Here is a 25,984-nt window from a genome sequence, read left to right as displayed (position 1 = left end):
CCGGGGAAGAGGAGCAGACGTTTGTCGCGCAGGCTTGATGCGCCGCTGGAACAGGTCGGCGACTTCGTTGCCCTAGGTGTCGATGCTTTTCGTGAGCTGTTCCGCAGGCCGTTTCAGTGGCGGGAGACCGTGGAGCAATCGTGGGCGATCGCCCGTGTCTCGATGATGCCGACGCTGCTCGTTGCGATCCCGTTCACGGTCCTGGTGAGTTTCACGCTGAACATCCTGTTGCGCGAGATCGGTGCCCAAGACCTCTCCGGAGCGGGTGCGGCACTGGGCACCATCACACAGATCGGTCCGATCGTCACCGTGCTCATCGTTGCCGGCGCGGGAGCCACAGCCATCTGTGCCGACCTCGGCGCACGCACCATCCGCGAGGAGATCGACGCGATGGAGGTGCTCGGGATCAATCCGGTGCACCGACTCGTCGTTCCCCGAGTCATCGCGTCGACCGGGGTGGCGCTGCTGCTCAACAGCCTCGTGTGCACGATCGGTATCGGCGGCGGCTTCTTGTTCTCGGTCTATCTGCAGGACGTCAACCCCGGCGCGTTCCTCGCCAGTCTCACCCTGCTGACCGGCTTCGGCGAGCTCATGATCTCGATGGTCAAAGCCGCGCTGTTCGGGCTCTTCGCCGGTTTGGTCGGGTGCTTCCAGGGACTCAACGTCAAGGGTGGCGCGAAGGGCGTCGGTGACGCCGTCAACGAGACGGTCGTGTACTCGTTCATGGCACTGTTCGTGGTCAACGTCGTGGTCACCGCCGTCGGTGTGAAAGCGACGGCCGGCTGACATGGTCCTTCCGTTCACCACACGACTCCAGACAGCTCGAGTCGCGATAAAACGCGCGGGCGACGACTGGAATCAGATCGGCGATCAGGCGCTGTTCTACTGGGACAGCCTCATCGCCATCCCCCGCGCGGTTCGCCAGTACAAGAAAGAGACGCTGCGGCTCATCGCCGAGATCTCCATGGGTTCCGGCGCGCTCGCGATGATCGGCGGCACCGTCGTCGTGGTCGGGTTCCTCACGTTGTTCACCGGCGGCACCATCGCCGTGCAGGGCTACAGTTCGCTCGCCAACATCGGCGTCGAGGCGCTCACCGGATTCTTCTCCGCGTTCATCAACGTCCGCATCGCGGTGCCGGTGATCGCCGGTATCGCGCTCGCGGCGACCATCGGGGCGGGCGCCACGGCACAACTGGGCGCGATGCGGGTCAGTGAGGAGATCGACGCGCTCGAGACCATGGCGATCTCATCGATCCCCTACCTGGTCAGCACCCGGATCGTCGCGGGGATGATCGCGATCATCCCGCTTTACTCCCTCGCGTCACTCGCCGCGTTCATCGCCAGTCGTTTTGCGACCGTCGTGCTCTACGGCCAGTCATCGGGTGTCTACGACCACTACTTCAACACGTTCCTGATCCCGTCGGACATCCTGTGGTCGTTCGTGCAGGCGATCTGCATGGCGATCGCCGTGATGCTCATCCACACCTACTACGGCTACAACGCCGACGGAGGGCCCGTCGGTGTGGGCGTCGCCGTTGGCAACGCGGTGCGTGCGTCGCTCGTCGTCGTGGTCGTGATCACCCTGCTCACCTCGCTCGCCATCTACGGCGCCGACGGCAAGTTCAATCTGGCGGGCTGAACAGATGGCACGTCGACAGGAGCGGAGCCCTCTGGTCCGCAAGACAGCAGCGGTCATCATGGTCGGTGGCCTCGTCGCTGTTGTCGTGGGTGCAGGCGCGCAATTCCTCGGCTGGTTCGCCGACACTCAGCCGGTCACCCTCAACACCCCGCGGGCAGGCCTCGTGATGAGTCCTGACGCCAAGGTGAAGTTGCGGGGTGTGCAGGTGGGCAAGGTCGCCTCGATCCGTCAGCAGGACGGGCACGCCGTGCTCGACCTCGACATCGACACCGCCTCCATGTCGCAGATCCCCGGCAACGTCACCGCCGACATCAAGTCCAACACCGTTTTCGGTGCCAAGGCTGTCAACCTGGTGATCCCGGAGACCGGGGGAGAAGGGCACCTGCAGTCCGGACAGGTCATCGGAGCCGACAGGGTGGTCGTCGAGCTCAACACCGTGTTCCAGCAACTGGTCAACGTCCTTGCCGATTTGCAACCCGACAAGCTCAACGCCGTGATGGGTGCCGTCGACACCGCACTGTCGGGGCAGGGTAAGCAGATCGGTGCCTCGCTCGACCAGTTGTCAGGCCTTCTGGCGAAGACCAATCCTCACCTGGACGAACTGAACGCGGCGATCACGCAGGCCGCGGGAGCAACCAACGTCTACGCCGACGCGATGCCGGACCTGATGCGCACCATCGACAATGCGACGTTCATCGGGAACACGCTGCTCGACAACTCCGCCAACCTCGACGCACTGCTGATCAACGCGACCGGGATGGCCAACACGATCAACGGTGTGCTCGCCCCGCCGAAGCAGACGCTGATCACGACGCTGTCGAATCTCAATCCTGTCGCACGCCTGCTCGGCTACCAGTCACCGGGACTCGCCTGCTTCTTGACCGCGAGCGCGCAGGCTGCCGACCTCGCCAAACCCATGCTCGGCGGTAAGAACGGAAACCTCCTGCTGTACGCGGGATTGCAGCCGGGCACCGACCCGTACACGTATCCGCAGAGCCTGCCGATCGTCGGTGCAGATGGGCCACCGACCTGCGAGGGCGCATTGAGCAATCCGACCACCGACGTCAACACCGGCTTCTACGTGACCGACAACGCGCCGGTGCCCTATCAGCCACGGACAACGGCGAAGGCGTCGCGCCAGAAACTGTTCCAGCTCCTGTTCGGGGAGCCGCAGCGGGGTGGGCAGGCCGGTGGTTGACAATCGCACGCGCGCTTTCCGCGCCACCGTCATCAAATTGGGTGCGTTCGCTACGGTCATGGTCATCGTGTTCGTCGGACTCGTCGCCGTGTTCAGCAACTATCGACCCGGATCGTCGTCGGACTACACCGCCGTGTTCACGAGTGCATCGGAGATGAAGTCCGGTTCCAAGGTGAAGATCGCAGGGGTGCAGGTCGGCACCGTCCACAAGGTGGGGTTGACCCGGGACAACGACGCGGAGGTGTCATTCAGCGTCGATGAGAAATATCGCTTGCCGCGATCGGTGCGCGCATTGATCCGCTACGAGAACCTCACGGGCGACCGCTACCTCGACATCGAGCAGGGTGAGGGTGACCCGGATGACACCCTGCCATCCGGTGCGACGATCCCGATCGGCCAAACCGAGCCGGCGATGGATCTCGACAAACTGCTCGGCGGGTTCAAACCGCTGTTCCGGACCCTGAAACCCGACGAGGTCAACCAGCTCTCGGCGTCGTTGATCGAGGTGTTCCAGGGGCGCGCACAGCGCGAGGCCTTGACGAACCTCCTCGCGCAGACGTCGTCGTTCACCGGCGCACTCGCCGACCGCGACCAGCTGATCGGTGACGTCATCGACAACCTGAACCAGACCGTCGGCATTCTCGACGGCGACAAGGCGGGTCTCGACACCAGCCTTGACCAGATGCAGCAGTTGATCACCGGACTCTCGGCTCAGCGCGGCACCATCGGCGACGCGCTCACCCAGACCGCTGCAGTCACCACCGGCCTGTCGGGATTGCTGGGAGCGACCCGTCCCGACCTCAAGCAGATCGTGAACGAGACGGGTGCGGTGTCGGGCAACCTGCTGAAGTCCGAACCCTATCTTCGGCAACTCGTCGGTCGGCTGCCCAACGACTTCAAGAAGCTGTCCAACCTCGGCAGTTACGGTGCGTGGTTGCAGATCTACTTCTGCCGAATCAGGTTGCTGCTCAGCGGTCCCGACGGCAAGCAGTATTTCTTCACGTCCAACGACGTCATGGGCGACACCACGAAGGCCGGCGGGAGGTGCGCGGCCACATGAGCGAGAAGCGCAAGCTCATGAACGGGCGCAGCCGCATCCAGATCGGCCTCATCGGCGTGGTGGTCACCGCGCTCGTCGTGATCGTCGCGATGCAGATGGACAAGTTGCCCTACCTCTCGCCGATCAGCACCTACACCGCCTACTTCGACGACGCGGGAGGGCTGGTCACCGGTGACATCGTGACCGTATCCGGCGTCACGGTGGGAACGGTGGAGAAGATCGAACTCGCCCCGACCGACCAGGGCACGAAGGCCGCTGTCGGCTTCCGAATGAACGACACGGTGGTCATGGGCGCCGACACCCAGGCCGCCATCAAGACCGAGACCGTGCTCGGCAGAAGAAATCTGACGATCCTGCCGCACGGCGGCGAGCGGATCCGACCGGGTGGGTCCATCGCCAACCGCAACACCATCGCGCCCTACTCGCTCACCGATGCCCTCGACGAGTCGACCAATTCGCTCGCGCAGACCGATACCGACCAGCTCAACAAGGCGCTCGACACGCTCTCGGTCACGTTCTCCTCGACGCCCGACGAAGTACAGGGCGCTGTAGAGGGCGTCTCGCGGTTGTCGAAGGCGATCGCCGACCGGGACAACAATCTGCGGGCGCTGTTGGCGAAGGCCAGCGCGGTCACCGATGTCATCGGCGACCGCAGCAAGCAGATCAACCAGCTTCTCGTGGACGCCAATTCGCTGGTCGGTGAACTGCAGTTCCGCCGTGCCGCCATCGCGCAGCTCATCAGCGGCACCCGTGACGTCGCGGAGCAGATCTCCGGGTTCATCAAGGAGAACAACGAACAACTACGCCCGACGCTGACCAAACTCGACGGGGTGCTCGACATCCTCAACGACAACGAGGACAACCTCAAGCAGACGCTCGACCGTCTCGGGCCATATGCGAACGCGCTCGGCGAAGCCGTTGCGTCGGGTCCGCGCTTCGAATCCCTCGTCGGCGTCAGCACTTTCGGCGACTACACGGCCACATTCATGAAGATCCTTCAACAGAAGTATCCCGAGGCGTGGAAGGCGTTCTCCTACAGCGGTTTCCCACTGCTGCCGCAAGCCTGGAGTCAAGCGCCGCCGATGCCGCCGAAGAACACCGCCCCGGCTCCCGCGCCGACATATCCGACCCCGACAGGAGGTGGCTGACATGGTATTGCGTCGTTCACTTCCAGGTAGCCGCAAGGCGTGGGGCGCGGCAGGTCTCGTGGCGTTGCTGGTACTCGCGGGCATCGTCGGATATGCGCTTTACGACCGGGCGACCACCAAGACCATCACGGCATACTTCCCGTCCGTGAACGGCCTCTACACCGGCGACACGGTGCGAGTGCTCGGGGTGAAGGTGGGGAAGGTCGCCGCCATCACCCCGCGTTCGGGCGACGTGAAGGTCACGCTCGACGTGGACCGCAGCACACCGATTCCGGCCGATGCCCGAGCTGTCGTGGTCGCGCAGAGTCTGGTGTCGGGCAGGTTCGTTCAGCTGACGCCGGTGTACGCGGGTGGCAAACAACTCGACGACGGCAGTGCGATTCCCATGGAGCGCACCGCGGTCCCGATGGAATGGGACGACGTCAAGAAGCAACTCGCGACGCTGACCAAGGCGATCGGACCGGACGGCGCCGACAAGGGATCGGCTGCCAGGCTGATGGACGTCGCCAACAAGAACCTGCAGGGCAACGGATCAGCGCTGAATTCGTCGATCACGAATCTGTCGGACGTGATGTCGACGTTGTCGTCCGGCCGCGACGACCTGTTCTCGACGATCCGCAACCTGCAGAAGTTGACCGACGCCCTCTCGACCAGTCACGAGGAACTCGTGCAGTTCAACGGCCGGATCGCCTCGGTGACAGACGTCCTCGCCGACAACACCACGGAACTCGACGGTGCGATGCACAACCTCGACTCCGCGATGACCGACGTCCAGACATTCATCGACCAGAACAAGGACGCGTTGACCTCGTCGGTGGCGAAGCTGTCGGACACCACGCGCATCCTCGCCGAGAAGGACAAACAGATCCGCGGGTTGCTGCACTCCGCGCCCAATCAGCTCGCCAACTTCTACAACATCTACAACCCGCTGACCGGGTCGCTCTCGGGAGTCTTCGGACTCGGGATGGGCAACAACCTCATCACGTTGCTCTGCGGGACGATCGAGGCCAACAACCGACCGGGACAGAGTGAGGCCGACGTCGAGAAATGCGTCGACGTCCTGGCTCCGGTCCTCGGGTCGCTATCGGTGGCGTATCCGCCGTTCATGTCGGATCCCGTGGTCGGCAAGAGTGCGCTGCCCAGCCAGATCACCTACCAGAACGCTGACGTCAAAGCTCGTGCACAGCAGGGAATCCGTGACCAGGACGCCGCAACCCGACGCGGCAACGGTGGTGGACTCGGCGATCTCCTCGTGCCCTGGGGAGGTGAGGGATGATGCGGCACAGGCTCACTCGTGGGTGGCGTACCGCGCTCATGGTCGCCGTGGTCACCACAGTCGCGACGGCGTGCGGATTCGACGGCGCCGACAGCCTACCGGTGCCGGGAGCCCAGGGAACGGGCAACGGATCGTGGGAGATCTCGGCGGTCATCCCGACCGCGGCAGGGCTGACCAACAACTCGCCGGTCATGCTGAACGACGTGACCGTCGGCAGCGTCGGAGACATCGATGTGGACACCGATTGGCATGCGAAACTGCCGATTCGACTGAACCCCGGGGTGCAGGTGCCCCGCGGTTCGTACGTCAAGGTCGGAATGACGAGCGTGCTCGGTTCGACGCATCTGCAGATCGTCCCACCGCAGCAGGTGACCGCCGGCTATCTGCATGCAGGGGATCAGATCCCGCTGCCGTCGTGCCCAGAGCAGAAGAACATCGCCCAGCCGTCGGGTCAACGAGTCGCCGACGTCAACTCCGCGCAGCAGGTGCCCCAATGTGCGTTCCCGACCACCGAGCAGGTGCTCAGTGCATTGTCGGTGGTGCTCAACGGCGGTGGCCTCTCACAGCTCGGTGACGTCACCCACGAGCTGAGCCAGATCCTCGGCGGCAACGCCGACTCGATCAGACAACTCGTGCCGCGTCTCGACACGCTCGTCTCCGACCTCGCGGGTCAATCGGGTCACATCATCGACGCGATGAACGGGCTCGACAGGTTGAGCACCACGATCAATCAGCAGAAGCCGACCGTCGAGAAGGCGCTCGCCGACGGACCCGACATCCTTCGCATGCTCAACGACGAGCGGGACAAGTTCACCGGGGCACTGTCGGCGTTGAGTGGCCTGTCGAGGACGGTCAACGACGTGCTGCGCGCCAACACCGCCGACATCAAGACCATCGTCGCGAATCTGAACCCGACGCTCGGCGCGCTCGCAGCGGCGGGCCCGGCGCTGCCCGCGGCGACCAAGATCCTGTTCACGTTCCCGTTCCTCGAGGAAACGATTCCGCAGATCGTCAAGGGCGACTACGTCAACTCCGACCTCGTGCTCGATCTGACCGTCGACCGACTCAAGCAGACCATCCTGATGACGTCGGGACTGGTGGGACCTGAGGGCGTGACAGGTCAGCCCGCAGGCGCGGCGAAACGCGGACTCGATCCGTTCACCTCGCCGCTCGTTCCGGGCGGTGAGAAGCGGCCGGACAGCACCGACCCGGTTCCCGCGGGATCGCCGGAATCGACCGCGACGGGAACGTCGGCATCGACGCAGACGCCGTCCCCGACATCCTCATCCCCGAGCGGGGGCGGACGATGAAGATCACCAGGTTCGTGCGCATGCAGCTCACCATCTTCGCGATCGTCACCGTGGTCGCGCTCGTTGCGATGGCCGTGTACTACGTGCGGCTACCCGCGATGGCCGGTGTCGGACGGTACGCCGTGACCCTCGAATTGCCGAGTACGGGCGGTATCTACACGAACGCGAACGTCAGTTATCGCGGCGTCAACGTCGGCAAGGTGACGCAGGTGCGCTTGACCGAGAACGGTGTTGCGGCGACGTTGTCGATCGAGTCCTCGGCGAAGATCCCCGCAGACTCACAGGCGTCGATCCGCAGTGTCTCGGCCGTCGGCGAGCAGTTCGTCGAATTCACGCCGGCGTCCGGGGCGGGCGGCGAGTACCTCGGCGACGGTGCCGTCGTGCGCAGCACCGACGTACCCGTGGAGATCTCATCTGTGCTCGAACAGGCCAACGCGTTGCTGGACAAGGTGGGTGACACCGGGTTGCGCGATGTCATGGACGAGGCGTTCACCGCGTTCAACGGAACGGGGGAGGACCTGCGGCGACTACTCGACTCGATGACACTTCTCGTCGACGACGCCGACAAGAACGTCGACGCGACCATCGACCTGATCAAGCAGACAGGCCCCCTGCTGGAAACCCAGAACAGGACCGCCGATTCGATCCGTGCCTGGACTGCCGACGCGGTCAAGGTGACCGATCAACTGCGGGCGAACAAACCCGAGATCACCGACATCCTCGAGAAGGGGCCGTCGACAGCGTCGAAGTCGCAGCAACTGTTCGCGAGTATGGATCAGACGTTGCCGATGATGATCAACAATCTGGGCGTCGCGTCGAAGACGCTCGCGGTGTACCTGCCGAATCTGCAGCAGGTCGTGGTGATCTATCCGCGGCTGATCAGTGCGCTGCTGACGGCCGTGCACCAGGGATCGGCCGAGTACGGTCCCAGCGTCCTGTTCTCGCTCGGCTTCCAGGATCCACCGCCGTGCACCGTCGGATTCCTCCCGTCGGATCAGTGGCGCAGTCCGGCTGTTCAGACCGCCCAGGAACTCCCACCGGGTTTGCTGTGTCGGCTGCCGCAGGACTCGCAGATCGCCGTCCGTGGCGCCAGGAACTTCCCTTGTGCCGAGTTTCCCGGCAGACGCGCACCGACACCGGAAGAGTGTCGCACCGGCTTCCAGGCGAGCACCAAGAAGAACGTCGCCCTGCCCAACGGAATCCCCGGTCTCGTGCCCGCCCCCGCCGGATACACGACGCAGGCAACCCCGGACTCGTACGAGCCGGGACCCGCCGTCTACGGCACCACGTACGATCCGGATACGGGCGACTTCATCGGCCCCGACGGCAAGACATACAACGCCGGAACCGGCACAGACACTCGAGGACAGAGCAACGGTCAGGGGCACAGCGTCGACCAGGGAAATAGAGGCACGTGGCAGGGACTGATCACCAGCGGGATGGACGAGTGAGTCGGCAGACGGCATCGCGACCCGTACGCTCCGCGCCCCTACGCAGGCGACGGAGCCGACGTAGCATCGACGAGCCGGTGGCCGGCACCGCGGTTCCCGCCGACGGCAGCACGGACGTCGCCGAGGGCACCGCGGAAGCCGACGGCAGCGCAGATGTCGCCGACGGCACCGCAGCACAGCCCGTCAGCTACCGCGAGCGGCGTGCGCGGCGGCAGCGAACCGCGGAGCGTCAACCCGTGCGGCGCGCTCGGGTGAGCCGGGGCCGCAACTTCAGGTGGATCGTCGCGGGCGCGGTGTGTGGAGTGTTCATCGTCGCGTGTCTGATCGCGTCGACGCTGTTCGCCGTCGGCACCAGTCGACTCGACCACCGCAACGACCTGCGTGCGTCGTACTCGACGTTCGCGCGTCAGATGACCATCGACCTCACCTCTCTCAATCCCGGCAATGTCGACAAGGCGCTCCAGACCGTGCAGGACAAGACGAGTGGTCCCGCACAGCAACGGATCAGACAGTCGATGGCCCAGGTGACAGACCTCATTCGTACGCAGAACCAGACCGTCACCTCGTCGGTGATCACCGATGCGGTCACCAAGGCGACCGACGACGAGGGCTCGGTGATCGTGGTCTACGGCTGGGAGATGAAGTCGCAGGATCCGAAGCAGGAGACTGTCGTCCAGACGTTCCGCTGGCGGGTCGACATCACGCGCATCAACGACGATCTCAAGATGACCAACTTCGAGTGGGTGATCTGAGCACGATGAACACGACGGAACGGTCCGAGCACACCGCACCCGCCGAGGACACGGCGGGCGCCAAGCCTGTGACAGAGACGAAGACAAAGACAAACGCAGAGACAAAGACAGAGACAAAGACAAAGACGTCGACGAGAACCGTGATCACCACGGGACGTCTGGTCGGGGTGGGCCTTGCCGTCGTCGCCGTGGCTTGCGCTGTCCTGACAGGGTTTCTCGGGTTCAGGTACTGGGACGCCCGTGCCACCGAGAACTCGCGGGAGTCGTCGCTCGAGGCCGCACGGGACTACGCCACCACGATGTTCGGCTACGACCCGGTCAACGTCGCCGACCACGTGCAGCGTTCCCAACGCGTTGTCACCGGTGACGCGAAAGCCGAGTACGACCGCCTCATTGCCAAACCGCTCCCGAACGAGAACGACGACTTCGTCGAAGGGGTTCGTAAGCAGCGGGTGGTGTCGCAGGCGGTGATTCAGGATGCGGGTGTCGTGACCAACACGCGCGACACCTCGACCGTGCTGATCTTCATGAACCAATCGGTCAGCCGCAACGGCAAGGACCTCGTACGGGTCGACCCGAGCAGACTCACGTTCTCGATGGTCCAGCATGACGGCACCTGGATGATCGACAAGATCGAGATCATCACCGACGACTCGTTCCGCAGTCGTATCGAGCAGACATCGACTCCACCCGCGGGTGCGGTCCCGCTCCCTGGCCCGTCATCTGCAAGCCCGTCGCCCTCTGATTCGTCAATCGTCCCGACCGAGCCGTCGGCACCCCCCGCCGGTTAGCGGCGTCGTCCTCTTTGTGCGGACGAACCAAATCCATCTGCGGACTTCATGTCGAAAGGACATGGCGTAGGTCACTCCGACCTCGATAGTGTCGTGTGGCACACAGGTGAGTCGGCATAGCCGGCGCGAGTTTGCCTCCGCCGCAATGACTTTCGCGATGGTCCACGACATCGTCGTCGGATTCGGCGTCTTTCGGTCCGCTTGATGACGGTCGTTGCGCCTGTTGTGCACTGTGCCAACAGATTCGAGAGGGGTCCGTGAAAATGTCGGGAACATCCAATGGGGAATTGCAGGGTAAGCGAGTCTTCATCACCGGTTCTGCACGCGGTGTCGGCCGGGGAATCGCCGAGCTGGCGATTAACCGCGGCGCGCAGGTCGTGATCAGTGACTTCGATGAGGACGCGGCGCACAAAACGGCAGCGGATCTGGGTGCGGCAGGCGTGGCCAATTGCGACGTGACCGACGAGGCGAGCGTCGTCGACGCGATCGCTCGTGTGCAGGAGCTGCTCGGTGGGCTGGATGTGCTGGTCAACAACGCAGGCATCGAGGTCGCGGCCCCGCTCGCGATGCAGTCGACGGAGAGCTTCGACAAGATCTTCGCGGTGAACGTCCGCGGACCGTTCGTGGCCACCAAGGCTGCCGTGCCTGCGCTTGCCGAAAGCAAGGGCAACGTTGTCAACATCGCATCGGTCGCGGGGGTTGGCGGAAGTCCGTTGCTCGGTTCGTACTGCGCCACCAAGGCGGCGCTCATCCAGCTCACCCGCGTGTTCGCGGTCGAACTTCGCCAGACCGGAATCCGCGTCAACGCCGTCTGTCCCGGATTTGCGGATACGTCCATGGTCGACCGGCTCGCCCCCGAGTTCGAAGCCGCGACCGACGCCCCCTTCGGTGACCTGGTTGCGGCAAAACAGGGGCGGCTCGGAACCGTGGAAGACATCGCGGAGGTCGCGTGCTTCCTCGCATCCGACCGCGCGAGCTGGGTAACCGGAAGCCACTACGTCCTCGACGGTGGACTGACCGCATCCCTTGTCTGACTTCGTATCTCGATCCACTCCGACCACACGTAGACAAACGTCACACCCGTAGAGGAAGAAGACAGATCCATGGCACAGAAACTAGATGGCCGCGTTGCCGTCCTCACCGGAGCAGGCGCAGGACTGGGCGCCGCGATCGCCAGGCGGTTCGGGCAGGAGGGTGCGCGCGTTGTGGTCTCCGACATCGACGCCGACGCCGCCAAGTCGGTCGCCTACTCGATCGACGGCGCGATCGCGTGCACAACGGATGTCACCGACGAAGCACAGGTGCAGCAACTGATCACCGACACGCAGGAACACTTCGGCGCGCTGCACATCATGGTTCCCAACGCTGGAGTCGGTTCCGTGCAGCCCATCGCGGAGATGTCCTACGCCGACTGGCGGAAGACCACGTCGGTCAATCTCGACGGGGTGTTCCTCTCGATCCGCTACGCCGCACCGGCGATCATCGCCTCCGGCGGCGGTTCGATCGTGACGATCAGCTCGATCACAGCGACCGCGGGCTCTGCACTGATTGCGCCGTATGCCGCGGCCAAGGCTGCCGTACGCAATCTCACCGAGACCGCCGCCGCGGAGTTCCGGGCCCACGGCATCCGGGTCAACGCCGTGCTTCCGGGCTTCATCGACACGAAATTGGTCACCACCGCCGCCCCGCTGTTCGAAGCCGCCCTCGGACTACCGGAAGGCGGCTTCGACGCAGTCATGGCGCAGAAGCAGGGACGTTACGGAACGCCGGAAGAGGTAGCCGCAGCGGTGACGTTCTTCGCCTCGGACGAGTCGTCGTGGTGCAACGGCAGCAGCCTCGTGCTCGACGGCGGATTCGTGAGTTCGCTGCTCTAAGCGGCATCGAGAGCGGTGTCAGGAGACCTGGTACCCCATCGGGAGCATCGTCGACTTGTGTTCGACGAATGCCTCGAGACCCTCGGGGCCGCATTCCCGGCCGATCCCGGAGTTCTTGAAGCCACCGAACGGCGAGCCGGGGTCGATGGCGTAGAAGTTGATCCCGAACGTGCCGGTTCTGATCTTCTCCGAGATCTCGATGCCGCGTTCGACGTCGGCGGTCCAGACGGTACCCGCGAGGCCGTAGTCGGAATCGTTGGCGATGGCGATCGCGTCGTCGACGTCGTCGTAGGCGATGACCGAGAGCACCGGGCCGAAGATCTCCTCCCGGGCGATGGTCATGTCGTTGGTGACGTCGGTGAAGATCGTGGGCGAGAGGAAGTAGCCGGCGTCGAGTCCTTCGGGGCGCCCGCCCTCGAGAACGGCGGTGGCGCCCTCCTGTTTGCCCTTGGCGATGTAGCCCTCGATCTTCTCGAGCTGACGCTTGTTGATCACCGGTCCTAGTTGGCTGTCGGCCTCGCTGGGTAGACCGACCTTCATGGCCTTGGCCGCCTCGATCATCGCCGCCACGATCTCGTCCTTACGACTCGTAGGCACCAGGACCCTGGTCTGTGCGACACACGCCTGGCCGGTGTTGAACAGTCCGAGGAAAACCATCATGGGGATGTTGTTGATGTCGACGTCGTCGAGGACGATCGCGGCGGACTTGCCGCCGAGTTCGAGCGAACACCGCTTGAGCGATTCGGCGCACGCCGCACCGATCTGACGGCCCGCAGCGGTCGAGCCGGTGAAAGTGATCTTGTCGACGTCGGGATGTGCGACGAGGGCCTTGCCGGTCTCGGGTCCGCCGGGGACGACCGAGATCACGCCTGCGGGAACGCCTGCCTCAGTGAAGATCTCGGCGACAGCGTTGGCCGTCCGCGGGGTCTCGGGTGCAGGCTTGAGCACCACGGAGCAACCCGCTGCGAGCGCTGCGCCGAGCTTGTTGCAGACCAGGAAGAGTGGGACGTTCCACGCGGTGATCGCCCCGACGACGCCGACCGGCTCGCGGGTGATGCGGGTGGTGCCGAACAGGCCGGTGCGGTACTCGGTCCATTCATAGTTCCTGGCCGCTTCGGCATACGAGCGCAGCACGCCTGTACCCGGCAGCTTCTGCAACATGTCGACGGCGGCTGGCGGCGCCCCCATCTCCGACGACACCAGCGCGGAGATCGCTTCGGCGCGTTCGTCGATGATGTCGGCGACCCTGTCGAGCACCGCAGCGCGCTCTTCTGCGGACTTCCGTGACCAGACTCCTGACTCGAAGGCCGCGCGCGCGGTGCGCACCGCGGTATCGACGTCGACCTCGTCGGCGAGTGGCACCGACGCGACCCGCTCACCGGTTGCGGGCGAGAACACCTCGAGGGACTCGGTCGAATGCGGTTGTACCCATTCGCCGCCGATGTAGAGCTGCGTGCGGTCGTCGGGCGTGCCTGCGTCGCTCGATGAACGTGATTCGACGGTCTGGGTCATGCGTGCTCCTGAAGTTGGTACCCGATGTGTTCCCTCGACTCGACCCGCTGCGGATGATCGAACTCGACCCGGGGAGGGTGCGGACAGGTGTGAACCACCGCACATCCAATACTAGAACACGTTCTAACTTTGGTGTCGAGATCAGGACTCGAATGCGATGCGGGCGGCGAGACCTTCGACCGCATCGTCGAGCACCGCGATCCGTTCGGGGGTGTCGGCTGCCTCGAGAAGCGCCTGACGGTCGGCGGGGCCGATCGGGAGTCTGGCCGCCCACCCCAACAGGCCCGCGTCGTGGAGATCTGCGGCGTCGAAGGACGGGAGGTCGTCGGGGACGGGTGTGCCGCGTCGGATGAAGGCGTCGACCACGACCTCCCGGATGCGGACGCCGAGCGCGATCGCCTCGGCGTGCGATGCCTTGTCGAAGCCGGGCTCGTCGAGGATTGAAACCTCCGCCCGTGGATACGGGTCGTCAGGTAGCCACTCCGTCACCCGGAAACGTCGGGTGCCGACGCCGCGCAAAAACGACTGTCCATCGGGGTCTCGGGTGACGAGGTCGATGGTCGCGAACGTTCCGACATCGTGTCGGACGTCGCCGCCACCGACCTCCCACCCACGCGCGATGAGCACAACCCCGAAACGGGGCGCGCCGTCGTCGACCGCGAGGCAATCATCGAGCATCTGTCGGTACCGCGGTTCGAAGATCCGCAGTGGCAATACCTCGCCGGGCAGCAGCGCAGTCCCGAGCGGGAACATCGGCAGTGCGCTCATCGGGCTCTCCCTGGAGGGTGGATCAACGCGACGCGGGTGCCGCGACACGTATTGTCAGGCAGACGGTTTCGCGTCGAGTACGACCTCGAACTCCAGAAGGTCGGCGCCGCTCGCGACAGGCTTGGCGCGCTCACCGGAGTGGGCTTCGCGGGCGGGTCCGGCAGCCCACGCCTGGAAATCCTCCTCGGTCTCCCACTGGGTCACGACAAAGTACCGCTCGTCTCCCTTGACCGGCCGCAGCAGTTGGAATCCCAGGAAGCCCTTCGAGCCGTCGACCGAGTGCGCGCGGTTGGCGAAACGCTTCTCGAGTTCGGGGCCCGCGCCCTCGGGGACATGGATTGCGTTGATCTTCACAACAGTCATGTCCTCAGCCTAGTTCGGATTGCGCGCGCTTTTGATTAACCTCGTTTCCTGTGACTGCGTACGCGATGGCCGAGACGGGACTGCTCGACCACGGTGGTCCCGACCGTGGCCTCGACACGCAGCAGTCGTCGGACGGGTCGGGTGTCGGACCGATCGTGCTGTTGCACGGCCTGATGGGTCGCGGTCGGACCTGGCGTCGCCAGGTGCCGTGGCTGCGCAGATACGGTCGTGTCTTCACATTCGACGCCGCGTTCCACACCGGCGCCGACGCTGCGTCGATGTCCGACCCGGCGGAGATCTCGACCGAGCGGTTCGTCGCCGACCTCGCCGAGATACTCACCTGGATCGATCTCGGACCTGCTGTCCTGGTGGGACATTCGATGGGCGGGCTGCACGCGTGGTGCGCTGCGTCGGAGTACCCGGAACTCGTGAGTGCGCTGGTGGTCGAGGACATGGCCCCGGATTTCCGTGGACGCACCACCAACGAGTGGGCGCCGTGGTTCGATTCGTGGCCCGAGCGGTTCGACTCGCTCGAGCACGCGCGTCAGATGTTCGGTGATGTTGCGGGCCGATACTTCTACGAGGCATTCGACGACGGCAGGCTGCACGGACAGCTCGCCACGTGGACGGCCATCGCGCAGGAGTGGGGTGTGCGCGAGTTCTGGGAACAGTGGCGTGCCGTACCGGTCCCGAGCCTGTTGATCGAGGCGGAGCACACCGTCACCCCCGAGGGACACATGCGGAAGATGGCCTCGATCAACGATCACGCCGCGCACCTGAGGATCAGCGGATCGGGTCACCTCGTACACGACGACGCCCCGGAGGTCTTCCGGGGCGCCGTCGAAGCGTTTCTCTCTGCTCTGCCGTATCGCTGACCGGCTCGGCGTCGTATCTGATTCGGGTTGTCGGGTCGCTCAGGGAGCGGGCGGGGCGATCGGCTCGCCGACGATGCGTCGGTACGCGTGCACCTGGAAGAGCGCCGCGAGCGGTGCGGAGACGATCAGTCCGATGCCGCAGAGCAGCGCGCCGACGAAGTTGGTCAGCCACACGACGATCAGGGTGAGGATCGAGTCACCGATTCGGTTGGTGGTGATGCGGAACGATCGAGTGAGCGCTTCTCCCGGCGATTTGCCCTCACTGATCGTCGCGAGCACGGCGAACTGCAGGAGGAACCCCGCGATGAGGCCGCCGACACCGACGCAGAGAGAAGCGACGCCGGTAATGATCGCGACGAGAATCGCGGTTCCGATGACGGGGCCGAAGCGGATGGGCACCAGAAACGACTGTGCGGTGACAGCTTCGCCGTTTGCCACACGGACCGCTCCGGAGAGAATCGAAGCTTCGATGTATAGCAAGACCAGCAGGCCCAGAATGTAGCCGACGGTGAGTCCGGCGACTGCTCCTCCGCCGAGGCTGGCGCTCGTGCTGTAGCCGTCCTCGTAGTTATACGTGGTCACCGTGTCCGAGGCTGACGAGAAGGCCCAGTACGCGAGACCCCAGAACACAAGTGCCACAACTGCCATGATCACGCCGGGGAGGATCATCGGGCCGGGGTTGGCCTTGAACTGGCTCCATGCCCAGCTGAAGCTCTCACCGACGCTGAACGGTGTGCCGGGACCACCGGGAACGGGAGCGCCGTAGCCGGGTGCGGCGCCGTAGGGACTCGCGGGAGGCGGCGGTGTACCGCCCGGGGGGACCGAGCCCGGCGCCGGGGTGCCATATTGCGGTTGCCCGTACTGGGGTTGCCCATATTGGGGTTGCCCGTACGGGGGCTGCTCCGGGCCGGGCTGTCCGTACTGGGGCTGCCCGTACTGGGGTTGTCCGTACTGGGGCTGCCCGTATTGGGGTTGTCCGTATGGCGGCTGTTCCGGGGCGGGCTGACCGTATTGCGGTTGTCCGGGGGAGGGCTGCCCGTACTGGGGTTGCCCGTAGGACGGTTGCCCCGTGCCGGGCTGCCCGTACTGGGGGTTTCCGTACTGGGGATCTCCGGGTTGGGGATCACTGTGTTGGGGATTTCCGTATTGAGGCTGGCCTGCTCCGGGTTGGCCCGGTTGCGGCTGGCCCGGCGCGGGGTCAGTCCCGTACGGCTTGTCGGGATCGGGTGTGGATGAAGGCGTCGACTCGTTCGGCGGCTCAGTCATCCAGCAAAATTAGCAACACCGGGCGTCCAGGTGAATACATAGACGGGCCAAAGCTTCGCCGTGTCGCGACTCGATTCGAGCCACGGTCCTCCGAACCTCACGGCACGTCACGGCGCACGTTGCTCATCCCGCCTCGCCTGCCAGGCAGAAACGACCGTCGGCAGTGATCTCGACCAGCCCGTCGACCAGCAGTGAGTCGAGTGCGCGGTCGCGCTGGGCGGTGTCGGTCAGCCAGACGACGTCGAGCCTGTCGCGTACGACCGGCTCGTCGGTGCCGCGCAGGACGTCGAGCAGTAAGCCGCGAACCTGACGGTCGGTGCCCGCGAACTTCTGCACCCTTCGGGGCGGCCCCGCGTGCGCGGGTCTGCCTGCCTCGACCCAGGCGCAGGTCAGTGGGCAGGCTGCGCAATCGGGCTTTCTGGCGGTGCAGACGAGAGCGCCGAGCTCCATGAGTGCAGCGCTGAAGCGCGGAGCCGAGGACGCGTAGTCGCCGTCGACATCCCGCGGGAGCAGGGCGTCTGTGTCGGCTAGATCCCGCTTCGACGGATTACCGGGCTCCGCACGTCCGTGGACCGCTCGGGCGACCACACGCCGGACGTTGGTGTCTACGACGGGCACAGCCTGTCCGTACGCGAAACAGGCCACGGCCCTGGCTGTGTAGTCGCCGATGCCCGGCAAAGTGAGCATCGTCGCTACGTCGGCGGGCACGACGTCGTCGTGTTCGGTGGCGAGCACGCGCGCACATTCGTGCAGCCGCAGCGCGCGCCGCGGGTAACCGAGCTTGCCCCACGCACGCAGCACGTCGCCGGGTGATGCCGCTGCCATCGCCGACGGTACGGGCCAACGTCGCACCCACTCGCGCCATGGTTCGACTACCCGCGAGACCGGGGTCTGCTGGAGCATGATCTCGCTGATGAGGATCTGCCAGCCGGAGAGCCCGGGCTCACGCCACGGGAGGTCGCGTTCGTTGGCGTCGAACCAACCCAAGAGCACTTGAGGTGGCAGACTAAACGGCATGATCGGATTGACCCCGAAACAGGCGTGGGACGTGCTGCGCGAAGGCAACCGGCGCTTCATCAACGGAGAGTCTGAACATCCCAGTCAGGGTATCGAGGACCGCGCGCGACTCGTCGCGGGCCAGCACCCTCACGTGGTGTTGTTCGGCTGCGCGGACTCTCGTCTCGCCGCAGAGATCATCTTCGACCAGGGGCTCGGCGACATGTTCGTCGTCCGCACGGCAGGCCACGTGGTCGACTCCGCGGTGATGGGATCGTTGGAATACGCGGCAGAGGTACTCGAGGTGCCGCTGGTGGTGATTCTGGGCCACGACAGTTGCGGTGCGGTCAAAGCGACGCTCGACGCCCTCGACGACCTGCAGATTCCTGGCGGGTACATCCGCGACGTGGTCGAACGCGTCACGCCGAGCATCCTTGCGGGCCGCAGCGAGGGGCTGACCAGGGTCGACGAGTTCGAGGCACGGCACGTCGTCGAAACGGGGCGGTTGCTGATGCAGCGCAGTCGGATCATCGCCGACCGCGTGGCCAACGGGAAACTCGCCATCGTGGGTCTGACGTACGCGCTCAACGAGGGCGCAGTGCAGCTGCGGGGTGCCTACGGCGACATCGGGCAGGGCTACGTCGAGATCGGCGGACCCGAGGGACACGTGCACAAGGGTCACCACGAAGCGTCCGACGCGGCATCGGCCGCAGTGGACGGCGCTACCGTGGACGAGGCTGCCTCGGCCTGATGAGCGCCGGCGGCAGGACGCCGCAGCTTAAGTGAACCTTTAGACTTTGCGCCGGTCAGGCGCGCTTTTCTCGGCGACACGCCGCATCGGGTCAACCGTGCTGCAGAAACTGGCCGTTAGCGTGGACGCGTGATCGAACCGCAGGGCCCGCTTCCGTCTGAGATCTACTGGCGTCGTCGCATCGTCGCCGGTGGTGTCGCGGTTGCCGCGCTCGCCCTGGTCATCGGTCTGATCGTGTGGACGACCTCCGGCGGCGACAAGTCGCCGTCGAACACGGCATCGGCATCGTCGATGTCGACCACCACGAGTCCGGCGTACGGATCGTCGGAATCCTCGGGCGCGCCGTCCGGTGGGGCGGTGTCGGGTGGCGGTACGGGCGGAGGGGGCGGCGCGGCCGCGGGCGCCTCCGGCCAGCCGGGTGCGTCGCCGGCGTCGGGTAGCGCAGCGGCTCCGGCCGTCGGAGCGGACGGCACGCCGCTGTGCCCGGACCAGAACATCGCCGTGGTGCTCTACACCGACAAGCCGACCTACACCGTGGGCGATCAGCCCGTGTTCACGATCGTCACCACCAACGCCGGACTGACCGCGTGCGCCCGCGACGTCGGGAAGGCGGCACAGAACGTCGTGGTGCGAACCCTCGACGGCACGCGCACGCTGTGGGCGGCGCAGGATTGTTCGCCGCTCAAGGATGTGAACACCGTTGTGTTGCAGCCGCAGCAGCAGGCCAAGGACACCATCACCTGGTCGGGGACCACGAGCAATCCGGGTTGCGACAAGCCGCGCGTGCAGGTGCCTGTCGGTTCGTATCAGGCCATCGGCAAGATCGGCGAGAAGGAGTCGGCGCCGATCACGTTCAACGTGGTGGCACCCGCCCAGCAGTAGCCATCCGATCAGGGCGTCGCCGCTAGTCGAATCTCTCGATGCTCGTCTCGGCCAGTCTCGACAGGCCCTCGCGGATGTGGCGCGCCCAGATACCACCGATGCCCTCGATGGCCTGGAGGTCGGCGGCAGACGACGCGAGCAGTGCCTGCAGCGTGCCGAAGCTGCGCACGAGGCGATCGATGTGTGCGAATTGCAGCCGCGAGATACCTGCCAGCAGGCGGTAGCCGCGCGGACTCATCGCGGTGTCCTGCGCCTCGATCGTCGTCGGATACCCGAACGCTCCCGCCAGCAGGCTGAGGTCGAGTAGGTCGGCGTCGGAGAGTTCCTCGATTGCCTCCAGCGAGCTGCGGACCTCCTCGGTTGTCGCAGGTTCCGGACTCGCGTAGTAGTCGCGCACCAACAGTTCGCGCATCGTGTCGTTCTCGGCGATGAGCTCCTCGAGCTGCAGGCTCACCTGTCTACCGTTGACGCCGAGTTCGAGCACGTAGTCGTCGATCTCGGCCGAGACCCGACGGACCATCTCCATCCGTTGAGCGGTCGACATCGCATCGCGCAACAAGACGTAGTCCTCGATCTCGGCCCGCGACAATGCGGCGCTGACGTCGTCGAGTCGCGCCTTGTACCGCTCGAGCGTCGACAATGCGACGTTGGCGCGCGAGAGGATCGGGTCGGGACTCTCGACCACCTTGCGCAGTCCGTCGACGTAGACGCTGACGATCGACATCGACGCACTCACCGAGATCACGGGATGCCCGGTCTGGATGGCGGTGCGCTCGGCCGACCGATGCCTGGTACCCGACTCCTCGGTGGGGATCGACGGGTCGGGGACGAGCTGGACGTTGGCCCGCACGATCCGCTTGCCGTCCGTCGACAACACCACCGCGCCGTCCATCTTGGCGAGCTCGCGCAGACGCGTCGGTGCGAATTCGACGTCGAGGTGGAAGCCGCCGTCGCAGATCTTCTCCACATCGGAGTCGTGTCCGATGACGATCAGCGCGCCGGTGCCGCCGCGGAGGATGCGCTCGAGTCCGTCGCGCAGCCCCGTCCCGGGAGCCACCCGGGCGAGCGTCTCACGCATCAGCTCAGAGCGTGCGCCCGGCTCGGTTCGCGCGACGTCGCTCATGCTCAGGTCCCTTCTCCACGGCCGCGCATGAAGGTCGCGGTCCGTCGCAGACTAGGGTAACGGCACGTGAGACGTGACTTCGTGGTGCCCACCGACCTCGACCCCCTGGTACGCCACCCGAAGGCCGCTGCCCCCGGCCAGGTGATCCGCATGCACAATCCGCTGTGTTTCGGCTGCGGTGCGGAATCGGCGCAGGGACTGCACCTCGAGGTGCGCGCGTCCGACGGGTTCGCGGTCGAGACGTCGATGCGCGTCGAGCCACGATTCGAGGGCGGCCCGGGGGTGATCCACGGCGGCATCCTGTCGACGGCCATGGACGAGGTCATGGGTACCGTCCCGCTGCTGGTCGGACCGTCGGCGGTCACGGTGCACCTCGAGGTCGATTTCGTCGCGCCCGTTCCGATCGGTTCGACGCTGTACCTGCGCGCGGAGATCCTCGGCAGGCAGCGCCGCAAGGTCTATGTCGAGGCCGTGGGACACCTCGGCGACCCGTCGCAGCCGGTCGTGGCGGGGCACAGCATTTTCGTGACCATCGATGCGCGCCAACACTTCGCGCAGCACGTCGACAACAGCGCCATGGCCGACGAGTACAAGCAGCGCATGTCCCGGCCATGAGTCGTCCGAAAGCCACAACTCAGCACGGCGGCGTGTGGGCCAGCTCTACACCGATCTGAACGGGTACGGGTCAGAACGGGGCGCGGGAGGCGTCGACCGGGGTGACGAATGCAGCACGCATCGCGTCGCCGAGCACCGAGACGCGGGTGATCCGGATGCCCTCGGGAAGCTGATCGTCTGAGCCTGCCGGGATGATCGCGTGCGTGAAACCCAATCGTTTGGCCTCCGCCACCCGACGCCCGACCGCGGAGACACGACGCACCTCACCCGCGAGACCCACCTCGCCGATCGCGACCGTGGTACGTGGCGTCGGCTTGTTCTTGATGAAGGAGTTCACCGCGAGCGCGATCCCGAGGTCGGCGGCGGGTTCGGTGACCTTCATGCCGCCGACGGTTGACAGGTAGACCTCTCGTTCGCCGAGAGGCAGCCCGGACCGACCCTGCAGCACCGCGAGGACCATCGAGGCACGCGCGGAGTCGAGACCCGACACCGCACGCCGTGGGTTGGCCATCTTCGAGTCGGCGAGCAACGCCTGGATCTCACCGACCAGAGCGCGCTTGCCGTCCATCGCGACGATCGCCGACGAACCGCTCACATCCGAATCGTGGTGGTGCACGAAGAGTCCCGACGGATCGGTGACCTGGTGGATGCCGTCGGAGCGCTGCTCGAAACACCCGACCTCGTCGGCGGAACCGAAACGGTTCTTGATGCCGCGGACCATGCGCAGCGACGTGTGGCGGTCGCCCTCGAACGACAGCACGACGTCGACGAGATGCTCGAGCGACCGCGGTCCGGCGACCGCGCCGTCTTTGGTGACATGCCCGACGAGGATGACGGCGATCCCGCGATTCTTGGCCAGCGAGACGAGTGCCGTGGTGACCGCGCGGATCTGCGTCACCCCGCCGGTCACGCCGTCGGTTCCGGTGGCGACCATCGTCTGTACCGAATCGACCACGAGGAGGGAGGGTCGGACGGCGTCGACATGGCCGAGTACGGTCGCGAGGTCGGTTTCGGCTGCGAGATAGACGTTTTCGTGGACAGCGTCGGTGCGCTCCGCGCGCAACCGAACCTGCCCGGCGGACTCCTCGCCGGTCAGGTACAACGCGGTACGCCCGCTGCGAGCCCAGTGCTTGACGGTCTCGAGAAGCAACGTCGACTTCCCGACCCCCGGCTCGCCCGCGAGCAGGATCACCGACCCCGGGACCACACCGCGGCCGAGTACGCGGTCGAATTCGCCTATGCCCGTTGGGATCGCATTCGACGACGCGGCGTCGACCTGGGTGATGGGAACCGCCGGACTCGACGGTGCGACGGCGCTGTGCGATGCGGTGGCCGACGGCAGAGCCGCGACCTCGTCGACGGTGCCCCATTCGCCGCATTCTGGACATCGGCCGACCCATTTGGCGACGGTATGGCCGCAGGCCGAGCAACGGTACGACGACTTGGGTTTGGCCACGCAGACAAGACTAGGGCAGTGCACCGACAAGCCCCGGAGCGGTTGCTCCGGGGCTTGTGTGAGGAATGCGTGTGGCGGTGAGTGTCAGTTGGGCAGGACGTTCGGGGCTTCCTCGGCGTGCTCGTCGGCAGGGTTCTCGGCCTCGCGGACCTTGTCCTGGCGGGTGAGCAAGGTGCCGGAGTCGACCGGGGTGTCGACCGTGACCGAACCCACCGGCGTCGTAGCGCCGTTGGCGTCGACCTTCTCGAAGCTGAAGGTCAGCTTGGTGGTCAGTCCGACAGCGACGGACTTGCCGGTCCCGTCGAGGGTGGCGGTCATGCGCTTCTCCTCGACGGGGTTGGGGATGTCGGTCTGCTGGATCAGCGCAGCGGGTTCACCCGCGCGCAGCGCCTTGCCCGGTAGGAGGTCGTACTTGTCCTCGAGCGTCACGTTGCCCTGCTGCGCGGTCACGTTGGTCAGACGGTAGGTGTCGATCTCGCTCTGGTTGGCGATCACCCAGGACAGTTCGAACGGGCCGCCGTTGTCGAAGACCGACGCCGCATTCTGCGCGGGGTAGATGATCTGCACGTCGCGCAGCTCGATCTTGCCGAGGTTCGCGCTGTTGCCGTTGACCGCGGGCAACTGGTTGGCCGTCTGGGCGATCTGGCCCGCTCCGCAGCCGGTTGTGCCGAAAGCGACCGCGATTCCGACGGCGGCGATGACAGTGGCCTGGCCGAGGCGACGCACACGACGACTCGGTCGGGTGGATCCACCGTCGGTTGACCCCTTGAGCGATGACACAGACACCCGTTCCTCCCAGGTAATCGAAAGGCCGAAATCGCTTGGCGCGAACCCTGCACTACGCAGCGTAGTGGGCGGGCGCGTCAAAAGCCCGACGGGGTACCGGATTGGTATCTGCGAGCCGTGTTCGACGTCGCCCGCGGGCGGGGCGTCGGCGGCTCCGGAAGCGCGCTTCCGGAGGCTGTGAAACGAGCTCTTGCGTGTTGTCTCCGAGGCTGTTATGGCCTCACCCGCTCACCTGCCCTAACACCGGTCCGAGCTGGGCTGCGGGCTCGGAGTAGTGCCTTGACCTGCACCGTTGGATGTGACCCAAATGACCACCGTGCTAGACTGGGCCTACTCGAAAGGGGCATGGAACATTGAATTTCAAAGTTGGCGACACCGTTGTCTACCCCCATCACGGTGCTGCTCGGGTCGAAGACATCGTTACCCGGACCATCAAGGGTGAGCAGATCGAATACCTCGTTCTGAAGGTTGCCGATGGTGATATGACCGTTCAGATTCCCTCGACCAAGTTGGAATACGTCGGCGTCCGAGACGTCGTCGGTGAAGAGGGTCTCGACCAGGTGTTCCAGGTGCTGCGGGCGCCCCACACCGAAGAGCCCACCAACTGGGCTCGTCGCTTCAAGGCCAATCAGGAGAAGCTGATCTCCGGAGACATCATCAAGGTGGCCGAGATCGTTCGCGACCTGTGGCGTCGCGAGCAGGACCGTGGTCTGTCCGCAGGCGAGAAGCGCATGCTGACCCGCGCTCGTCGTGTGCTGGTCGACGAACTCTCCCTCGCGCAGAACACCGACGACGAGAGGGCCACCAGCATTCTCGACGAGGTGCTGGCCGCAGCGTCGTGACGCTGACGATCAACTGACCGATGTGGCGGCTGTGACCGCGCCGACGACGAGGGTCATCATCCCCGCCGCGGGATCGGGCACACGGTTGGGACTCGACCAACCGAAAGCGTTCGTCGATCTCGGCGGTTCGACAATCCTCGAGCACTGTGTGGCGGGCGTCCGCGACTGGAGCGTCGACGTCGAGATCGTCGTCGTCGTTCCTGCCGATCTGGTCGAGCGCGCAGCCGAGCTCGTTCCGTCTGCCATCGTGGTGGCCGGGGGAGCGCACCGGTCCGAGTCGGTGCGAGCCGGGCTCGCTATCAGCGGCGACGCCGACATCGTGCTCGTGCACGACGCGGCGCGGCCGCTGACACCTCCCGCCGTTTTTCGCCGGGTGCGTGACGCGGTCCTCTCCGGACATCGGGCGGTGGTCCCCGGACTGCCCGTTGCCGACACGCTCAAGCGTGTGGACAACGACGGACGGGTTCTCGACACCGTCGACCGTGAACCGCTGCGCGCGGTCCAGACTCCGCAGGGGTTCGCCCGTGAAGCCCTGGCGGCAGCCCACGCCGACGATGCGGGTCTCGCAACCGACGACGCAGGACTCGTCGAGCGGATAGGCATCGACGTACACGTCGTGGTCGGCGATCCACTGGCATTCAAGATCACCACACCGTGGGACCTTCGTGTGGCACGTGACCTGGTGGCAGAACGTCTCCGTGTGGCGAACACGCGACCGGAGAGCTCGTCTGACGGAGGCGTCTTCTCGCAAGGAGTCCGTTCATGAGGGTCGGTATCGGTACCGACGCACACGCCCTGGACCCGACCGTCCCGTGCTGGATGGTGGGGTTGTTCTTTCCCGACACGCCCGGATGCGCCGGGCACTCCGACGGTGACGTCGGCGCGCACGCGCTGTGCGACGCCGTGCTGTCGGCAGCGGGTCTCGGCGATGTCGGATCGGTCTTCGGTACAGGACGCCCCGAGTGGGACGGGGTCTCTGGCACGACGATGCTCGCGCATGTCGCGCAATTGGTTTCCGACGCCGGGTTCACGGTGGTCAACGGAGCGGTGCAGGTCATCGGCAACAAGCCCAAGATCGGCCCGCGCCGGGCGGAAGCACAGGACGCCCTGGGCAACGCCCTCGGCGCTCCGGTGTCGGTCTCGGCCACGACAACTGACGGACTCGGCATGACAGGTCGCGGCGAAGGTGTCGCCGCGGTTGCGACGGCGTTGGTCACCCGCGGCTGAGCCGACCGGGCTCACCGGCGCAG

Annotated in this window: 27 protein-coding genes; 19 read left to right on the top strand and 8 right to left on the bottom strand. The window is 65.6% G+C overall.

The features are described 5' to 3' along the window. The first annotated feature begins 21 nt into the window (after nt 1-21). From GOOTI_RS16760 to GOOTI_RS16705, 12 genes are all read left to right on the top strand, one after another. Nucleotides 22-786, top strand: coding sequence for an MlaE family ABC transporter permease (locus GOOTI_RS16760; RefSeq protein ID WP_007239804.1), 765 nt, complete (start codon nt 22-24; stop codon nt 784-786). 1 nt (nt 787) lies between these two features. Then, nucleotides 788-1,639: an MlaE family ABC transporter permease gene (locus GOOTI_RS16755; RefSeq protein WP_007239803.1), complete on the top strand. Its 852-nt coding sequence runs from the start codon at nt 788-790 to the stop codon at nt 1,637-1,639. Nucleotides 1,640-1,643: 4 nt separating this feature from the next. Next, on the top strand, nt 1,644-2,837 hold the full coding sequence (locus tag GOOTI_RS16750) for an MCE family protein (RefSeq protein ID WP_007239802.1): 1,194 nt from the start codon (nt 1,644-1,646) through the stop codon (nt 2,835-2,837). Next, nucleotides 2,830-3,897, top strand: a complete 1,068-nt coding sequence (locus tag GOOTI_RS16745; RefSeq protein ID WP_007239801.1) for an MCE family protein — start codon at nt 2,830-2,832, stop codon at nt 3,895-3,897. Before GOOTI_RS16750 ends, GOOTI_RS16745 begins: the two co-directional genes overlap by 8 nt. Further along, complete coding sequence (locus GOOTI_RS16740) at nt 3,894-5,045, top strand: MCE family protein (protein WP_007239800.1); 1,152 nt, start codon at nt 3,894-3,896, stop codon at nt 5,043-5,045. The genes GOOTI_RS16745 and GOOTI_RS16740 overlap by 4 nt, the downstream gene beginning before the upstream one ends. Before the next feature lies 1 nt (nt 5,046). Then, nucleotides 5,047-6,321, top strand: coding sequence for an MCE family protein (locus tag GOOTI_RS16735; protein WP_007239799.1), 1,275 nt, complete (start codon nt 5,047-5,049; stop codon nt 6,319-6,321). Continuing rightward, nucleotides 6,321-7,631, top strand: a complete 1,311-nt coding sequence (locus tag GOOTI_RS16730; RefSeq protein ID WP_039994263.1) for an MlaD family protein — start codon at nt 6,321-6,323, stop codon at nt 7,629-7,631. The genes GOOTI_RS16735 and GOOTI_RS16730 overlap by 1 nt, the downstream gene beginning before the upstream one ends. Beyond that, the gene (locus GOOTI_RS16725) at nt 7,628-9,082 is read left to right on the top strand and encodes an MCE family protein (protein WP_007239797.1); all 1,455 of its coding nucleotides are present in this window, start codon (nt 7,628-7,630) and stop codon (nt 9,080-9,082) included. Before GOOTI_RS16730 ends, GOOTI_RS16725 begins: the two co-directional genes overlap by 4 nt. Nucleotides 9,083-9,159: 77 nt before the next feature. After that, nucleotides 9,160-9,834 carry an Rv1363c family protein gene (locus tag GOOTI_RS16720; protein WP_007239796.1) on the top strand — a complete coding sequence of 225 codons (675 nt, stop codon included), beginning with the start codon at nt 9,160-9,162 and terminating at the stop codon, nt 9,832-9,834. A 5-nt stretch (nt 9,835-9,839) separates the two neighbouring features. Then, complete coding sequence (locus GOOTI_RS16715; RefSeq protein WP_007239795.1) at nt 9,840-10,625, top strand: hypothetical protein; 786 nt, start codon at nt 9,840-9,842, stop codon at nt 10,623-10,625. Nucleotides 10,626-10,888: 263 nt separating this feature from the next. Continuing rightward, nucleotides 10,889-11,659 (top strand): SDR family NAD(P)-dependent oxidoreductase, encoded by a 771-nt coding sequence (locus GOOTI_RS16710; RefSeq protein WP_007239794.1) that lies wholly within the window; start codon nt 10,889-10,891, stop codon nt 11,657-11,659. A 69-nt stretch (nt 11,660-11,728) separates the two neighbouring features. Continuing rightward, nucleotides 11,729-12,499: a glucose 1-dehydrogenase gene (locus GOOTI_RS16705; protein WP_007239793.1), complete on the top strand. Its 771-nt coding sequence runs from the start codon at nt 11,729-11,731 to the stop codon at nt 12,497-12,499. An 18-nt stretch (nt 12,500-12,517) separates the two neighbouring features. On the opposite strand, the gene GOOTI_RS16700 is transcribed toward GOOTI_RS16705, so the two are convergent. From GOOTI_RS16700 to GOOTI_RS16690, 3 genes are all read right to left on the bottom strand, one after another. Further along, nucleotides 12,518-14,011 (bottom strand): aldehyde dehydrogenase, encoded by a 1,494-nt coding sequence (locus GOOTI_RS16700; RefSeq protein ID WP_007239792.1) that lies wholly within the window; start codon nt 14,009-14,011, stop codon nt 12,518-12,520. A 141-nt stretch (nt 14,012-14,152) separates the two neighbouring features. Beyond that, nucleotides 14,153-14,764: an LON peptidase substrate-binding domain-containing protein gene (locus GOOTI_RS16695; RefSeq protein ID WP_039994261.1), complete on the bottom strand. Its 612-nt coding sequence runs from the start codon at nt 14,762-14,764 to the stop codon at nt 14,153-14,155. A gap of 69 nt (nt 14,765-14,833) precedes the next feature. Further along, nucleotides 14,834-15,142, bottom strand: coding sequence for an antibiotic biosynthesis monooxygenase family protein (locus GOOTI_RS16690; protein WP_007239790.1), 309 nt, complete (start codon nt 15,140-15,142; stop codon nt 14,834-14,836). A 65-nt stretch (nt 15,143-15,207) separates the two neighbouring features. On the opposite strand from GOOTI_RS16690, the gene GOOTI_RS16685 reads away from it, so the two are divergent. Beyond that, nucleotides 15,208-16,017: an alpha/beta fold hydrolase gene (locus GOOTI_RS16685; RefSeq protein WP_007239789.1), complete on the top strand. Its 810-nt coding sequence runs from the start codon at nt 15,208-15,210 to the stop codon at nt 16,015-16,017. 39 nt (nt 16,018-16,056) lie between these two features. Here the strand turns inward: GOOTI_RS16685 and GOOTI_RS27065 are convergent, their stop codons facing one another. Together GOOTI_RS27065 and GOOTI_RS16675 are read right to left on the bottom strand one after the other, a co-directional pair. Beyond that, complete coding sequence (locus GOOTI_RS27065) at nt 16,057-17,283, bottom strand: hypothetical protein (RefSeq protein WP_007239788.1); 1,227 nt, start codon at nt 17,281-17,283, stop codon at nt 16,057-16,059. A gap of 123 nt (nt 17,284-17,406) precedes the next feature. Further along, nucleotides 17,407-18,300: an HhH-GPD family protein gene (locus GOOTI_RS16675; RefSeq protein ID WP_039994249.1), complete on the bottom strand. Its 894-nt coding sequence runs from the start codon at nt 18,298-18,300 to the stop codon at nt 17,407-17,409. Between GOOTI_RS16675 and GOOTI_RS16670 the strand changes: the two genes are divergently transcribed. Both GOOTI_RS16670 and GOOTI_RS16665 read left to right on the top strand, forming a co-directional pair. Next, complete coding sequence (locus GOOTI_RS16670; RefSeq protein ID WP_007239786.1) at nt 18,299-19,030, top strand: carbonic anhydrase; 732 nt, start codon at nt 18,299-18,301, stop codon at nt 19,028-19,030. The two genes, GOOTI_RS16675 and GOOTI_RS16670, sit on opposite strands and share 2 nt — an antisense overlap. A gap of 129 nt (nt 19,031-19,159) precedes the next feature. Next, a complete protein-coding gene (locus tag GOOTI_RS16665) occupies nt 19,160-19,912 on the top strand; it encodes a hypothetical protein (protein WP_007239785.1) in 753 nt (250 codons plus the stop codon). Between the two features lie 22 nt (nt 19,913-19,934). On the opposite strand, the gene disA is transcribed toward GOOTI_RS16665, so the two are convergent. Next, nucleotides 19,935-21,035: a DNA integrity scanning diadenylate cyclase DisA gene (disA, locus tag GOOTI_RS16660; protein WP_007239784.1), complete on the bottom strand. Its 1,101-nt coding sequence runs from the start codon at nt 21,033-21,035 to the stop codon at nt 19,935-19,937. Between the two features lie 66 nt (nt 21,036-21,101). Here disA and GOOTI_RS16655 point away from each other — a divergent pair, with 66 nt between their 5' ends. Continuing rightward, nucleotides 21,102-21,650 (top strand): PaaI family thioesterase, encoded by a 549-nt coding sequence (locus tag GOOTI_RS16655; protein WP_039994248.1) that lies wholly within the window; start codon nt 21,102-21,104, stop codon nt 21,648-21,650. Nucleotides 21,651-21,720: 70 nt separating this feature from the next. Here GOOTI_RS16655 and radA read toward each other — a convergent pair whose 3' ends face one another. Together radA and GOOTI_RS16645 are read right to left on the bottom strand one after the other, a co-directional pair. Then, entirely contained in the window at nt 21,721-23,106 is a 1,386-nt protein-coding gene (radA, locus tag GOOTI_RS16650) for a DNA repair protein RadA (protein ID WP_007239782.1), read from the bottom strand. An 84-nt stretch (nt 23,107-23,190) separates the two neighbouring features. Beyond that, the gene (locus GOOTI_RS16645; protein ID WP_227918999.1) at nt 23,191-23,892 is read right to left on the bottom strand and encodes a copper chaperone PCu(A)C domain-containing protein; all 702 of its coding nucleotides are present in this window, start codon (nt 23,890-23,892) and stop codon (nt 23,191-23,193) included. A 353-nt stretch (nt 23,893-24,245) separates the two neighbouring features. Here GOOTI_RS16645 and GOOTI_RS16640 point away from each other — a divergent pair, with 353 nt between their 5' ends. Genes GOOTI_RS16640 through ispF form a run of 3 tightly spaced genes read left to right on the top strand, consistent with a single transcriptional unit; the run spans nt 24,246 to nt 25,961 of the window. Further along, on the top strand, nt 24,246-24,734 hold the full coding sequence (locus GOOTI_RS16640; RefSeq protein ID WP_005204805.1) for a CarD family transcriptional regulator: 489 nt from the start codon (nt 24,246-24,248) through the stop codon (nt 24,732-24,734). 31 nt (nt 24,735-24,765) lie between these two features. Continuing rightward, complete coding sequence (ispD, locus tag GOOTI_RS16635) at nt 24,766-25,500, top strand: 2-C-methyl-D-erythritol 4-phosphate cytidylyltransferase (RefSeq protein WP_007239780.1); 735 nt, start codon at nt 24,766-24,768, stop codon at nt 25,498-25,500. Continuing rightward, nucleotides 25,497-25,961, top strand: a complete 465-nt coding sequence (gene ispF, locus GOOTI_RS16630; protein ID WP_007239779.1) for a 2-C-methyl-D-erythritol 2,4-cyclodiphosphate synthase — start codon at nt 25,497-25,499, stop codon at nt 25,959-25,961. Before ispD ends, ispF begins: the two co-directional genes overlap by 4 nt. Nucleotides 25,962-25,984: the final 23 nt, after the last annotated feature.

Source organism: Gordonia otitidis NBRC 100426, from assembly GCF_000248075.1.
Classification (GTDB): Bacteria; Actinomycetota; Actinomycetes; order Mycobacteriales; family Mycobacteriaceae; genus Gordonia; species Gordonia otitidis.
Note: the sequence above shows the minus strand (reverse complement) of the source record. Positions and strands in the feature narration are given on the sequence as shown.